Source organism: Pseudoduganella sp. UC29_71 (assembly GCF_042693265.1).
Classification (GTDB): domain Bacteria; phylum Pseudomonadota; class Gammaproteobacteria; order Burkholderiales; family Burkholderiaceae_D; genus Rugamonas.
This window is the reverse complement of the sequence record NZ_CP170549.1, coordinates 871,886-885,976: the sequence shown is the minus strand read 5'-3', so window position 1 is coordinate 885,976 and position 14,091 is coordinate 871,886. Positions and strand designations below refer to the sequence as shown.

The 14,091-nt window shown below is 64.3% G+C and carries 12 protein-coding genes; 3 read left to right on the top strand and 9 right to left on the bottom strand.

What is annotated here, in order from left to right; all coding sequences use genetic code 11:
- The first annotated feature begins 43 nt into the window (after positions 1 to 43).
- Positions 44 to 1,369, top strand: coding sequence for an IS4 family transposase (locus ACFJI2_RS03935; RefSeq protein ID WP_377703831.1), 1,326 nt, complete (start codon positions 44 to 46; stop codon positions 1,367 to 1,369).
- Between the two features lie 43 nt (positions 1,370 to 1,412).
- Here the strand turns inward: ACFJI2_RS03935 and ACFJI2_RS03930 are convergent, their stop codons facing one another.
- The 6 genes from ACFJI2_RS03930 to ACFJI2_RS03905 form a co-directional block, all read right to left on the bottom strand.
- On the bottom strand, positions 1,413 to 2,843 hold the full coding sequence (locus tag ACFJI2_RS03930; protein WP_377703830.1) for a mannose-1-phosphate guanylyltransferase/mannose-6-phosphate isomerase: 1,431 nt from the start codon (positions 2,841 to 2,843) through the stop codon (positions 1,413 to 1,415).
- Between the two features lie 15 nt (positions 2,844 to 2,858).
- Positions 2,859 to 4,001, bottom strand: coding sequence for a sugar phosphate nucleotidyltransferase (locus ACFJI2_RS03925; protein ID WP_377703829.1), 1,143 nt, complete (start codon positions 3,999 to 4,001; stop codon positions 2,859 to 2,861).
- A gap of 48 nt (positions 4,002 to 4,049) precedes the next feature.
- Positions 4,050 to 5,330, bottom strand: coding sequence for a nucleotide sugar dehydrogenase (locus tag ACFJI2_RS03920; RefSeq protein WP_377703828.1), 1,281 nt, complete (start codon positions 5,328 to 5,330; stop codon positions 4,050 to 4,052).
- Positions 5,331 to 5,369: 39 nt separating this feature from the next.
- The gene (locus ACFJI2_RS03915; RefSeq protein WP_107876872.1) at positions 5,370 to 6,107 is read right to left on the bottom strand and encodes a WecB/TagA/CpsF family glycosyltransferase; all 738 of its coding nucleotides are present in this window, start codon (positions 6,105 to 6,107) and stop codon (positions 5,370 to 5,372) included.
- On the bottom strand, positions 6,104 to 7,231 hold the full coding sequence (gene wecB, locus ACFJI2_RS03910) for a non-hydrolyzing UDP-N-acetylglucosamine 2-epimerase (RefSeq protein WP_377703827.1): 1,128 nt from the start codon (positions 7,229 to 7,231) through the stop codon (positions 6,104 to 6,106). Before wecB ends, ACFJI2_RS03915 begins: the two co-directional genes overlap by 4 nt.
- Positions 7,232 to 7,307: 76 nt before the next feature.
- Positions 7,308 to 8,453 (bottom strand): glycosyltransferase family 4 protein, encoded by a 1,146-nt coding sequence (locus tag ACFJI2_RS03905; protein ID WP_377703826.1) that lies wholly within the window; start codon positions 8,451 to 8,453, stop codon positions 7,308 to 7,310.
- Positions 8,454 to 8,588: 135 nt separating this feature from the next.
- On the opposite strand from ACFJI2_RS03905, the gene ACFJI2_RS03900 reads away from it, so the two are divergent.
- Positions 8,589 to 9,509 carry a glycosyltransferase family 2 protein gene (locus tag ACFJI2_RS03900; RefSeq protein ID WP_377703825.1) on the top strand — a complete coding sequence of 307 codons (921 nt, stop codon included), beginning with the start codon at positions 8,589 to 8,591 and terminating at the stop codon, positions 9,507 to 9,509.
- A gap of 55 nt (positions 9,510 to 9,564) precedes the next feature.
- Positions 9,565 to 10,656 carry an Rpn family recombination-promoting nuclease/putative transposase gene (locus tag ACFJI2_RS03895; protein WP_377703824.1) on the top strand — a complete coding sequence of 364 codons (1,092 nt, stop codon included), beginning with the start codon at positions 9,565 to 9,567 and terminating at the stop codon, positions 10,654 to 10,656.
- Positions 10,657 to 10,665: 9 nt separating this feature from the next.
- Here ACFJI2_RS03895 and ACFJI2_RS03890 read toward each other — a convergent pair whose 3' ends face one another.
- The 3 genes from ACFJI2_RS03890 to ACFJI2_RS03880 all read right to left on the bottom strand — a co-directional run bounded on the left by ACFJI2_RS03890 (position 10,666) and on the right by ACFJI2_RS03880 (position 14,042).
- Positions 10,666 to 12,255 (bottom strand): hypothetical protein, encoded by a 1,590-nt coding sequence (locus ACFJI2_RS03890; protein ID WP_377703823.1) that lies wholly within the window; start codon positions 12,253 to 12,255, stop codon positions 10,666 to 10,668.
- A 104-nt stretch (positions 12,256 to 12,359) separates the two neighbouring features.
- Positions 12,360 to 13,235, bottom strand: coding sequence for a polysaccharide lyase (locus tag ACFJI2_RS03885; protein WP_377703822.1), 876 nt, complete (start codon positions 13,233 to 13,235; stop codon positions 12,360 to 12,362).
- An 18-nt stretch (positions 13,236 to 13,253) separates the two neighbouring features.
- Complete coding sequence (locus tag ACFJI2_RS03880; protein ID WP_377703821.1) at positions 13,254 to 14,042, bottom strand: heparin lyase I family protein; 789 nt, start codon at positions 14,040 to 14,042, stop codon at positions 13,254 to 13,256.
- Between the last annotated feature and the right edge of the window lie 49 nt (positions 14,043 to 14,091).

Here is a 14,091-nt window from a genome sequence, read left to right as displayed (position 1 = left end):
TTGTGGTTGTAAACATTGCAAATCGCTGTTAACCTGCATCGCAATGCTAGATGACGCCGTTCATTTCCTCGCCGATGGTTTAGAGTGCCCCGATTGGCGGCGGCTTGGGCAGCACTTACCCTATGATTGGATCGAAGAAGCGGTTGTCTGCACACACGCGGTGAGCATCCGCCAGCGTCGGTTGCCAGCCGAGCAAGTGGTGTGGTTGATCATCGCTCTGGCGCTGTACCGGCACAAATCCATAGGCGAGGTACTTGACGACTTGGGCTTGGCATTGCCGGACGCGCAAGCGCCTTTTGTGAGTAAAAGTGCGGCGGCCCAGGCGCGTCAGCGCCTCGGGGCCGAGCCACTGCAATGGTTGTTCGAGCGCTCGGCGCAAGCCTGGTGCGAGCAAGATCGCCGGGCCTATGTATTCAAGGGGCTCCAGTTGTTCGCTATGGACGGCACGACCTTGCGCACCCACGACACAGCGGATAACAGGGTCCATTTCGGTGCGCAAAATTACGTCGGCGACACTGTGGCCGGCTATCCGCAAGTACGCGGCGTAACGCTGACCGCGCTCCCCACCCACTTGATTCGCAACGCCGCGTTTGGGCCTTACGCAAGCAACGAGATGGTCTATGCTAAAGAGCTGGTACCCCATATTCCGGCTGATTCGCTCACCATATTTGACAAGGGCTTTCTGGCGGCCGAAATTCTGTGCGCTGTGACGACCGGGGCCGAGAACCGCCATTTCCTCATCCCCGCCAAATCCAACACCAAGTGGGAGGTGATCGAGGGCGATGAGCACGACGCCATCGTGCGCATGCGGGTATCACCACAAGCGCGCGTCAAGTGTCCGGCATTGCCGGAGTTCTGGGAAGCGCGCGCCATCACAGTGGTTGACCAACAGGCGCGCAAAAGGATCCTGCTTACTTCGCTACGCGACCGTCGGCGCTATCGCGCTGCCGACATGGCGGCCTGCTATGAACGACGCTGGGGCATCGAAACCAGTTACCGCGAGCTCAAACAGACCATGCTGGGCACGGCGTTCACCTTGCGATCAAAGACGGTCGAAGGCGTGTATCAGGAAATATGGGGCACGCTGACTGCATACAATCTGATTCGACTGGAAATCGCCAAGGCGGCACTAGTCGCCAAGTGCGAGCCATCGGAGGTGAGCTTCATCAGGGCATTCCACCTCATCCAGTTCGAATTGTACTGGGCCGGCGTCACGCGCTCTTACGGCAAGCTGCCGGCATCGATGAAGCATTTGCGGGAAAGGTTGGTTACCCTCCTCAATGAGGAACGGCCCGGTCGGAAATTCGACCGGGCCGTCAAGGGCAGACCAAGGAAATATGCCGCCAGGGTACTAAAGAAAAGCCCTTAACTGAACGGCATTAGGCCGCAGCCCCTTTTCTTGCGAGCGCCGCTTAGGTGCGCTGGTAGACGTCTTCGAAACGGACGATATCGTCCTCGCCCAGGTAGCTGCCGGACTGCACTTCGATCAGGTGCAGCGGCAGTTTGCCGGGGTTCTCCAGGCGGTGGTTCATGCCGATAGGAATGTACGTCGATTCGTTTTCCGTCAGCAGGGTCACCTTCTCGCCGCAGGTCACGCGCGCGGTGCCGCTGACCACGATCCAGTGTTCGGCGCGGTGGTGGTGCATCTGCAGCGACAGCTTACCGCCCGGATTGACGGTGATGCGCTTGACCTGGAAGCGCTCGCCGATGTCGATGCCTTCGTAGCAGCCCCATGGACGGTAGACCTTGGTGTGGTGCAGGTGCTCGGTGCGGTCCTTGGTCTTCAGGTGGTCGACGATCTGCTTGACGCGCTGCACCTGGTCCTTGTGGGCCACCAGCACGGCGTCGTTGGTTTCCACCACCACCAGGTCCTTGACGCCCACCACGGCCACGATGCGGCTCTCGGCGCGCACCAGGGTGCCCTGCACGTCGTCCAGGTAGACGTCGCCGCGGGTGACGTTGCCGGCGGCATCCTTGGGCAGCACGTCGTGCAGCGCGGACCAGGAACCGACGTCGTTCCAGCCGATGTCGGCCGGCACCACCACGGCGTGCTGGGTCTTCTCCATCACGGCATAGTCGATCGAGTCCGACGGGCAGGCGGTGAACGCGGCTTCATCCAGGCGGCAGAAGTCCAGGTCGCGGTAGTCCTTCTGCACGGCCGCTTCGGCGGCGGCGGCGATGGCCGGCTGGAACTTGGCCAGTTCGGCGATGTAGGCGTCGGCGCGGAACAGGAACATGCCGCTGTTCCAGAAGTAATTGCCGGCGGCGACAAAGCCTTCGGCCGTTGCGCGGTCCGGCTTTTCGACGAAGCGGTCCACCTTGAAGCAGTGCTCGGCGCCGGCGCCGGCGCCGCTCTGGATGTAGCCGTAGCCGGTTTCCGGCGCGGTCGGCACGATGCCGAAGGTGGCCAGCGCACCGTCCTTGACCATCACCAGCGCACGCTCCACCGCCTGGTGGAAGGCGGCCACGTCGGCGATGACGTGGTCGGCCGGCAGCACCAGCATGACAGCCTCGGCGTCGATCGCCTTCAGGTAATGGGCGGCGGCGGCCACGGCCGGGGCAGTGTTGCGGCCCACGGGCTCCAGCAGGATGCCCAGCGGCTTGATGCCGATTTCGCGCATCTGTTCGGCCACCAGGAAGCGGTGCTCGTTGCCGCACACGATCAGCGGCTGCATCAGTTCCACGGTGGCGGTGGCGGCGCGGCCGGCCACGCGCAGCGCGGTTTCCTGCAGCATGGTTTTATCGGCCACCAGCGGCAGCAGCTGTTTGGGCAGCACGGCGCGCGACAGCGGCCATAAGCGGGTGCCGGCACCGCCGGACAGAATGACGGGATAGATTTTCATGCAGAGTTGATCCAATTATTTATAGAGTAATTCTTCTTGCCTGCGGCGGCGACGGCGGTCGCGGGCATTGGCCCATTCGCCTGTTTCATATTCCGAAACATGCTTCATTTCGCCAGCTCGGTCGACACTATAATCCTTGAAGACGATTAATTCTTCCAAGGTAACATCCGGTAACACGCGAGTATATTCGAACAACACGCTTCGCACCACCTCCGCGCCACTGCAGACGTGGCTGCCGTGGCCTATCCACGTCGGTCCGACGATATGGGCGCCCGCCTCCACCCGGGCGCCGGAGCCGATATACACCGGTCCCTCGATCTTGGTGCCGCCGCTCCAGTCGATGCTGGTGTTCAGGCCGACCCACAAGCCCTCGTCGACCTGGATGCCGGGCACCTTCATGTTTTCCACCTCGCCCAGCAGCACGCTTTGCAGCACTTCCCAGTAATCCTTGACGCTGCCGATGTCGATCCAGTTGAATTTGCGCTGCTGCGCATAGAAGGGCAAGCCTTTTTCCGCCAGCAGCGGGAACAGCTCGGAGCCGATGTCGAACGGCCGGTCGGCGGGGATCAGGTCGATCACTTCGGGCTCGAAGATGTAGATGCCGGTGCTGGCGAAGTTGGACAGCGCCTCTTCCTGCCTGGGCTTTTCCTGGAAGGCGCGGATGCGGCCGTCGGCGTCGGTGACCACCACGCCGTAGCTGGGCACCTTGTCCCACGGCACTTCGCGCGTGATGACAGAAGCCAGCGCGCCCTTGCGGCGGTGTTCGAACAGCGCCGACTTGATGTCCAGGTCGATGATGGCGTCGCCGCACAGCACGATGGTGGTGTCGTCGAAGAAGCCGCCGAACTCCTGGATTTTCTTGATGCCGCCGGCCGAACCCAGCGGTTCGGGCACAACTTCGCCCTCGTTGTTGGTGTAGCCCTCAAAGGAATAGCCGATCTGCACGCCGAACTGGTGCCCTTCGCCGAAGTATTCCTCGATCTTTTCGTGCAGATAACTGACGTTGACCATGATTTCCGTGATGCCGTAGCGCGCCAGGTGTTCCACCAGGTAGGCCATCACGGGCTTGCCGAGGATGGGGATCATGGGTTTCGGTACATCGTAAGTCAATGGGCGCACGCGCGTCCCCTTGCCTGCTGCCAATATCATCGCTTTCATGCATATGCTCCTTGATGAAAAAGGGCCGCAAGCGGCCCTTTATGTACTTTACAGGCGCCAGACGCAGAGTCCGGCATCCTTCAGGGCCGCCGTATCGAACGCCGCCTTGACGTCGATGAAGCAACCGCCCTTGATCAGTTTTTTCTGGATGTCCTCGACCGGGCGCGCCAGCAGTTCGGCGTGCGACACGGCCGCCACCACCGCGTCGGCGCGCGGCAGGTCGTCCCAGCCGTACAGGCGCACGCCGTACTCGTGCATGGCCTCGTCGGCGTCGGCGTACGGGTCGTGCACGAAGACTTCGATGCCGAAGTCGCGCAGCTCGTTGATGACGTCGCCCACTTTGGAATTGCGCAGGTCGGCGCAGTTTTCCTTGAAGGTCAGGCCCAGCACGTTGACGCGCGCGCCCTTGATGTAGCTGCCGGCGGCGATCATGTTCTTGACGGTCTGCTCGGCGATGTATTTGCCCATGCCGTCGTTGATGCGGCGGCCGGCCAGGATCACTTGCGGGTTGTAGCCCAGCTGCTCGGCCTTGTGGGTCAGGTAGTAGGGGTCGACGCCGATGCAGTGGCCGCCCACCAGGCCGGGGCTGAACTTGAGGAAGTTCCACTTGGTGCCGGCGGCCTGCAGCACTTCCGAGGTGTCGATGCCGATCTTGTCGAAGATGATGGCCAGCTCGTTCATCAGCGCGATGTTCAGGTCGCGCTGGGTGTTCTCGATCACCTTGCACGCTTCGGCGGCCTTGATACTGGTGCAGCGGTGCACGCCGGGCACCACGATGCGCTCGTACAGCTGGGCCACTTTTTCCAGCGTGTCCGGGGTGTCGCCGGCCACCACCTTGAGGATGGTGGTCAGGGTGTGGTGCTTGTCGCCCGGGTTGATGCGCTCGGGCGAATAGCCGACGTTGAAGCCCTCTTTCCATTTCTTGCCGGACGCCTGCTCCAGCACGGGAATGCAGACTTCCTCGGTGGCGCCAGGGTACACGGTGGACTCGTAGACGATGATGGCGCCGTCCTTCATGTGCTTGCCCACGCTCTTGCTGGCGCCCACCAGCGGCGTGAAGTCGGGGTTGTGGGCGTTGTCGACAGGGGTCGGCACGGCCACCACGATGATGTCGGCCTCGGCCAGCATGGCCGGGTCGGACGTGTACTCGGCGTGCTTGGAGGCCGCCATTTGCTCGTCGCTCAGCTCGCGCGACGGGTCGGTGCCGTGGCGGCAGGCGTCGACCTTGGCTTGCGAAATATCAAAACCGATGGTGCGGCCGTGCTTGCCGAACTCGATCACCAGGGGCAGGCCCACGTAGCCCAAACCAATTACTGCAACTGTCGTCATATTCTTCATCCTGAGTTTTGCGATGTTGGGAGATGCTGGTCAGCGGCGTGCCGCTTCCTTGAGGAACAGCCACACGAAGGCCATGTCCTCGATAAAGTAGCGCCGGAACATGCGGCGCGGTTCCTGCAGAAAACGGTAGAACCATTCCAGCCCGGACTTTTGCATCCACAGCGGGGCGCGCTTGACGCGGCCGACCGCCACGTCGAAGGTGCCGCCCACGCCCATGGCGAACGGGATTTTCATGTGTTCCTGGTACTGGCCCAGGAAGTGCTCTTTCTTCGGAGAGCTGATAGCGACAAATAACAAATCGGCCTGGGCGGCGCGGATCTGTTCGACCACGCCGGCTTCTTCTTCCGGTTTCCAGTAGCCGTTGCGGTAGCCGCACACGGTCAGGCCGGGATACTTGATTTCATACTGGCGTTTCACTTCGGACACCACCTCTTCGCGCGCGCCCAGCAGGAACACGCGCCAGCCGGTCCGGGACGAGCGCTGCATCAGCGCTTCGAACAGGTCGACGCCGGCCACGCGCTCCTTGAGCGGCTTGCCCAGCAGGCGCGAGGCCCACACCACCGGCATGCCGTCCACGTTGACCAGCGCGCAGTCGTTGATGATGCGGCGCAGCTCGGCGTCGTGCGCGGCCTTGACCAGCTTGTCCACGTTGACCACCACGTGCTGGTGCGGCTTGCCGCTCTGGATAAAGCCGTCGATTGTTTGCAGGGTCTCTTCCATCGTCAGATTATCGACCTGGCAGCCCATCATCGTGATGCGTTTCGTCATGCGGTGCGCTCCTTTTTCAATTCCGCGTCCAGCACGGCTACGATGCGCTCGGCGGCCTTGCCGTCCCACAGGTGCGGACGGCGGCCCTGCTTGCCTTCGCCGCGCAGGATGTGCGCGGCGGCGGCCGTGATCGCCTGCGGCGAGGTGCCGGCCAGCACATTGGTGCCCTCTTCCACCGTGACCGGGCGCTCGGTGTTGTCGCGCAGCGTGACGCAGGGCACGCCCAGCGCCGTGGTTTCCTCCTGCAGGCCACCGCTGTCGGTCAGCACCAGCGCGGCGTCCTTCCACAAATCCAGGAAGGCCATATAGCCTTGCGGGCCGACCAGCGTAACGTCCGGCCCCAGGCTGATGCCGAATTTTTCCAGGTTGGCGCGGGTGCGCGGGTGGACCGGGAACACCAGCGGCAACTCGCGCGCGATGTCGCGCAGCGCGCCGGCCAGCTGGCCCAGCATGACGGCGTCGTCCACATTGCTGGGGCGGTGCAGGGTGACCACGCCATAGCGCTTGCCGCCGGACAGGCCGAGGCCGGCCTTGATCGCCGCGCTGTCCAACCCGGCGCCGCCGCTGGCGGCCAGCTTGTTGGCCTGGAACAGCACGTTGTCCACCATCACATGGCCCACGTAGTGCACGGCCGAATCGGGCTTGCCCTCGCGGCGCAGGTGCTCGACCGCGCTCGGCTCGGTGACGAAGAACCAGTCGCTGATGCTGTCGGTGACCAGGCGGTTGATCTCTTCCGGCATGCTCATGTCGCCGCTGCGCAGGCCGGCTTCTACGTGGGCCACCGGTATCGTCAGCTTCTTGGCGACGATGGAGCAGGCCAGCGTGGAATTGACGTCGCCCACCACCAGCACGGCGTCCGGGCGCTGTGCAACGCACAATTCCTCGAAAGCGAGCATGATCTTGGCGGTCTGCTGGGCGTGGCTGCCGCCGCCGGCGGCCATGAACAGGTCGGGCTGGGGGATGCCGAGTTCTTCAAAGAAGACGTCGTTCATTTCGCGGTCATAGTGCTGGCCGGTATGAATGATCTTGAACGACAGCCCGCCGTGCGCCTGCAGCGCGCGCACGATGGGGGCGATTTTCATGAAGTTCGGGCGCGCACCGGCGACCAGATAAATCATAGCCATAACATTCCTAAGCATTAAAAAGATCAAAGAGACAACATGTTAATCGCAGTGCAGCAAAGCCTGTCGCACGGCTGAGTCAGGCCGCGCGCGCCAGGCCCTTGCCCACTTCCGGGGCGCCAAGCGGCACGCCCAGCTCGGTATATATCGCGCGCAGCTGCGCCAGGACGGCGTCGAACGAATAGTCGCGGCCGACGCGCGCAAAGGCTTGCTCGCGCAGGCGGCTGCGCAGCGCCGGGTCCTGCAAGGCGGCGATAATGGCGCCGGCCAGCGCCGTGCCCGGGCCGGGCGGCACCAGCAGCGCTTCCACGCCGTCGTCGATGAAATCGGGGATGCCGCCGACCGGCGTGGCGATCACCGGCACACCGCAGGCCATCGCTTCCAGCAGCGCCACGCCGAGCGCTTCGAAATACGTGGGCAGCACGAACAGGTCGGCCTGCTCCAGGTGCTGCTGCTTGGCGGCGCCGTCGACCCAGCCAGGCAAGCGCACCGCGTGCGCGACGCCCAGCTCCTCGGCCAGCTTGCGCACACCTTCGATCTCGCCGTCGCCGGCAAACACGAAGCGGGTGCCGGGCAGCACGGACAGCACGGCGGGGATAGCGCGCACCAGGTCGAAGATGCCCTTCTTTTCGTGCAGGCGCCCCAGGAACAGTACGGTGGCGGCACTGCCGGCCGGCACGCTGCGCGGCGGCTTGAGCAGGGGCGGCACCCGCACCGGGTTGCCGACCACCGCCACGCGCGCGGCAGGTTCGATGCGGAGTACGTCGGCGCGCCAGCGCGGCGCCACCACCACCACGCGCGCGGCGCGGCGCAGCACCAGGCGCACCCAGGAACGCGCCGGCGCGCCGCAATGGTTGGCGTAGAAATCGGGGAACTCGCCGCTATGGAGATGGAACACATACGGCACGCGGAAGGCGAAGGCCAGCGCTGCCACCAGCGACTTGCGCCAGAAGCTGCCGCGCGAGGCGCTGTGCACATGGACCACGTCCACGCGGCGCGCGGCCAGCAGCCAGACGATGCGCCACAGCGCGGAGACCATGGTGCGCAGCTGAATCAGCTTGCCCTTGCCTTCGTAGGTCGAAATGTAGCGCACGCCCCACTGCTCGAACAGGCGCACGTCCATATAGGAGCGGATCACGGCGGTGATGCCACCGTGGGCCTGCAGGCCGGTGCCGACCATCAAAATGCGGCGCGGGCCGGAGGCTGCGATACTGGCTGAACTCATGACTGATCAATGACTAAAATGAAAGTAAGCAAGATAATCATAGCAGTTATGCACAGCGATTCTATTGTGCGCCGTGCGCACGATACGAGATATATTTAGAGCAAGTTTGACAAAGTGCCATGCTAGAATCGGAGCATGAAAATCAGCATCGTCATCCCCGCTTACAACGCCGCTGCCTGCATCGAAACGGCGCTGCGTTCCGTCCAAAAACAGAGCTACCGCGACTGGGAAGTGCTGGTGGTGGATGACTGTTCGCGCGACGCGACGCGCGAGCTGGTGCGGCGCTGGGCGCTGGCCGACGACCGCATCCGCCTGATCGAACAGCCGCACAACGGCGGCCCGGCGGTCGCGCGCAATGCCGGTTTCGATGCCGCGCGCGGCGAGTGGATCGCGCTGCTGGACGCGGACGACGCCTGGACCGACGACAGGCTGGCCAGCTTCCTGCCCTATCTGGAGTCGGGCCAGTATGACCTGCTGGCCGACCGGCTGGCGCTGTACAACGCGGCGCAGGACCGGGTGGTGGCGGCCAGTTGGCCGTGGGTGCGCCAGCCGCAGCGCATCGGCATGCGCGAATTGCTGCTGTGGGACTTGCCCGGGCAGCGCGCGCCGCTGGGCTGGGCCAAGCCGCTGTTCCGGCGCGCCTGGCTGAACCAGCACGCCTTGCGTTACCAGCCCGCGCTGCGTTTCGGCGAAGACTGGCGTTTGCTGGCCGACGCCGTGATGGCCGGCGCGCGCGCCCGGCTGCTGCCCTTCGCCGGCTACCGCTACACCATGCGGCTGGCGGAAAAGAACTTCAGCCAGACCAAGGTGGACACGGTGTCGCCGCTGCGGCTGCACCGCGACATCGTGCAGCAGTACGGTGCGCGCTGGCCGCGGGCCACGCGCTTCGCCGCCCGCCTGCGCGGCTGGCTGATCGGCGGCCTGGACGCCAAGGCGCGCCTCAAGCCGGCCGTACGCGGCAAGCACTGGCTGGAACTGGCCACACTGCTATGCAGCCCGCGCTGCTGGGGCATTCTGCTGGTGCATCAGTACGAAAAACTGGTCTGGTACCGCTAAGCAAAAGCTTGCGTTACATCAAAACGATGCCGGGCGCGGCCGCTAAGCTGGCACGATGCCTGGCCCGCCTTCCGACACCGATGACTTTGACACGCCCTGGAAACGGGTGCTGGCGCATTATTTCGACGAGTTCCTCGCCTTCTATTTTCCTGACATCCACGCCGCAATAGACTGGCGGCGTCCGTACAGTCTGCTCGACAAGGAGCTGGCGCAAGCGACGCGGACCGCGGCCATAGGCCGCCGCGTCGCTGACACGCTGGTGCGCGTACACACCGCATGCGGCGAGCAATGGGTACTGATCCACGTAGAAGTGCAATCCAGTCACGACAGCGATCTCGCCGAGCGCATGTTTGTGTACAACTACCGCATCTACGACCAGCACCGCCAGCCCGTAGCCAGCCTTGCGGTACTTGGCGACGAGGCTGCCGGGCCGGCCGTGACGAGCTTTGGCTACGGCCTGTTCGGTTGCGAAATGCGCCTGAACTTCCGCACCACGGCGTTGCACGACCATGCCGCCGATATCGATGCGCTGCTGGTGCAAGACAATCCCTTTGCCATCGTGACAGCGGCGCATGTGCTCACCCAGCAGACACGTTCGCAGCCAGCGCTGCGTTACGCGGCCAAATGGCGCCTGATGCACTTGCTGTACGCGCGTCACTGGGACAGGCGACGTATCATGGAACTATTCCACGTGATCGATTGGATGATGCGTTTACCGGCGGAGCTTGAGGGTGAACTCCTGCTCGGCGTAAGCGCGCTGCAAAGGAGGACAGTGATGACATACGTTCCACGCGGCATACGTGCCATCTACCGCGAGGCCCGCCGCGCTGCGCAAAAACGCGGCCTGGAGGCGGGACAAAAACTCGGGCTGGAGCAAGGACGAGAGTGGGGACTTGAGCAAGGACTTGAGCAGGGACTTGAGCAGGGACTTGAGCAGGGACTTGAGCAAGGGCTGGAGCGAGGACTCGAGCAGGGTATGCAACGCGGGCAAGCTTCGCTGCTGGCGAGCTTGCTAGCCAGACGCTTCGGGCAGCTTCCCGAGCATATCCAGCAGCGCGTCGCTGCAGCTGATACCAGCCAGATCGAGCGCTGGGCGATGGCGGCGCTGGATGGCGCCAGCCTGGACGAGCTGTTTCCCCAACACTAAGCGGCGACCTTACGCGGCCCAGGTCGCCGGCACTGGGGCCGGCTGCACGGCGTGGGGTGACACCTCGCCGCCGTGCTTGGCGCGTTCGGCCGCTTCGGCGCGGCGCAACTTCAGCGAGTAGGCGAAGGCCATGCCGAAGAACATGAACGGGATCGCCACGGTGTTCGGGTCGCCGTAGATGGGCGCGGTCAGCGAGCCGGTGAAGGCGAGGAAGTGGCCGACAAAGGCCAGGCGCCACAGCATGCGCTCGCGCGGATGCTGCACGGTCCAGGCGCGCTGCAGGGCGAACAGCGTCATCACGCCACCAAACAGGAACACCGCGCCGCCGCCTAGCCAGCCGGTCTCGGCGAACAGGTTGGGCCAGTAAGTGTCCAGCAGGTACAGGTCCTGGCGGTACCACCAGTAGCGCGTGCTGTAGCCCAGCATCTCGTAGACCGAGCGGTCGTACATGCGCGCGGCATCGCCGCCGAACTTGCCGAAGCCGGTGCCGAACGGGAAATAGGTGTTTGCCAGGTGGAAGCCGTCCAGGTACAGCACGGTGCGCGGATTGCCCAGCGCCTGGTAGGACGGCAACAAGCCCCACTGCAAGCCCAGTTCGGCGCGGTGCACCGGCCCCAGCAACAACAACAGGACCCCCAGCAGCAGCGCCACGGCGGCCACGGCCAGCAGCACCGCGCTGATCCGCGGTTTCATCTTGGCGGCGAACAGCAGGATGGCGCAAGCGGCCAGCGCGTCAAAGATTTCCTGGCGCTCGCCGGCCAGCGCCAGCACCAGCAGGAAGCCGGCCAGCAGCGCATAGTTGCCGGCCGTGCTGCCCTGCCCGCTCAAGCGACGCACGAACACGCAGCACAGGAACAGCGAGCCGACCGAAGCCAGCACGCTAGGGTGCACGAAGGGGCCGGTGGCCAGGTGCAGCCCCGGCACCAGCGGATTGCCGTTCAGGCCGCCACCGGCGTTGCGCGCGATCAGGTGGTGCACCGACGGCGCGGCGAATTCGAGCGCCAGCGCGGCCAGGCACAGCACCAGCACGGCCTTGACCAGCAGCCAGAAACGCTGCTCGCTGCGCTCGCCCAACGTCACGCTAAAGCCCAGCAGCAGCATGATGGGCAGTTTCAGATCATAGCCGATCTGGTAGAAGAAGGGATGCCAGTGAATGCGTCCGGCGACCATGGAACTGGCCGCGCCCAGCGCAAAGAACAGGCCGAACACCACCACCAGCAACTTGCCCAGCCAGGAGTTGCCGGCAAAGATGAACAGCCCGCGCAAGGCATAGATGGCCAAGGGGATCAGCATGATGGACATGACGCCGCGCGTGCGCACCGGCGAGACCGTGTCGGCCAGCGCGGTCAGCAAGGTCAGTCCCAGCATCAGCCAGAACACGCCCTCGCCGCCGAAGCGGAAACTGGAGAAGGAATTGGTGAACAGCAGCAGCCCGAACACCAGGACCGGCGCAATCAAGATCAGCGCAAACACGCCGGCGCCCAGACCGACCAGGCCGCCGAACAGCACCACGCTGAGCAGGCAGACCAGGACCAGGGGCAGCGCGGACAGGCTGGAGCGCAGCTTGCCAGGCAAGCGCGGCGCGGTGGGGAACTTCATGATGGTTACCGTGGAAATCTGTAGTCCAGGTAACTTATCATATCGTCAAAAAACCGCCCACGCGATTGCGCAAGCGGTGCACGGATTTTACGCAAGCGGCCGGCTTATTTCGGCGCGCACGGGGTCTGTGCGTACATCAGATCGTAGGTGCTGGCCGGGCCGCCCAGGTTAATGAAATCGGCGTACAGGTGGCGCGACGGCACCATCATGGTGCCCGGCAGGTACAAGCCGACCTTGGCGTAGTTGCCGAGCCAGGTTTCGTAGCTGTTGTAGGTATTTTTCGCGCTGAACACTTCCGTGCCGTTCATCCACACCTGGATCTGGCCCACGCCGGGCTTGTACGACCAGTCGGCGCGCACCACGAAGCAGTACCACTTGTTCAGCTCCACCGTGCCGAGGCGGATCGACTCGGCCACCGAGTTGGCGCGGGTGGCCGGGTCGGTGCCGCCGCTGGTGCTGCGGTGGTTATAGTTAAAGTCCAGCGCCAGGGTACGGTCGGTGACCGTCAAGGACGCCGGCGGCGACACCACCGCCGTATTCTGGCTGGTATGCAGCTGCGCCACCAGGGTCGGCGAATTATGGAAGATCCAGTCGCCCGGGAAATACACGCTGAAGGTATACCAGCGCAAGCCTTCCTTCACGTACTCGTTGCGCGGCGAGATCTCGGTGCGCGAGCCGCCCAGCACCAGCGGATCGGTCTTCGCCACCTTCATGTGGAACACCTTCCTGCCGCTGCCGGCCGGATCGTCTGCCAGCGTGACGTTGCTGGGCGAGCCGCTGTTAATCGTGTAGAAGTCCGGGAAATAGCGGATGGTGGCCGTGGCGTTGGCCGCCAGCAGCCAGGAAATGTACTGGTAAGTCTTGGGGTTGGTGGCCATGGTGGTGACCGGGCCGCCGCGCGCCGGATCGATCTGGGCGTAGGCGCCGGCCATGGTGCCGCACAGGGCCGCCAGCGCGATGAATTTTTTCGTCAATTGCATGCTCAACCTCTCTCGGGTTTATTTCACCAGCGCCGTCGTCGCGCTGGTCGTTTTGCAGGGCGTTTCCGCCAACAGTTTTTCCAGGGTGGTGTCCGGGCCGCCCAGGCGGATGAAGTCCGTGTACAGCACGCGCTCGGCCACGCCCAGCAAGCCGGGGAAGGACAAGCCGACGCGCGGTACATTGCCGGCGCTGCCGGGATAGGAATTGATGTCGCGCTGGGCGTCGAACACCTTGTCGCGGTTCTGGTAGATCGTCAGCGCGCCGCTGCCCAGCGTGGGCGACCACTCGGAGCGCACGGCAAAGCAATACCATTTGCCGGTCTGCAGCGTGCCCAGCTTGACCGCCTTGATCGCCGAATTGGCCGGCGTGGCCACGTCGGTGGTGCCGCTCAGCGGACGGTGGTTGAAGCCCAGGTTCAGCTCGATCGAGGTGCCGCGCACGACGATGGACAGCGGGGCCGGCAAGCCGGCCACGGGCACCACCTGGTCCACCTGCGCCACCACGGCCGGATTCGGATGGGCCACCCAGGTGGTGGGGAAGTACACGCTCAAGCCGTACCAGCGCGGCCCGGTCTTGCCGGCCTCGCCCAGCGGCAGGAAGTCGGTGCGCAGCAGGCCGCCGACCTTGGCGTCCGTGCTGCGCACGCGGCTGCGCAACACCGTGCGGCCGCTGCCGGACGGATCGGTCGCGTACGTCAGGTTGCCGCTCCAGGCGGAATACAGCGCGTAGCGCTTGGAAAAGTCGGCTTGCGGCACCGCGCCACCCACGCTGGGATCGATCTGGCTCCAGGCGCTGGCGCTGGCCATGGCACTTAAAATAATAAAACCAAGTTTCGGTAATTGCATAACGGCGTCC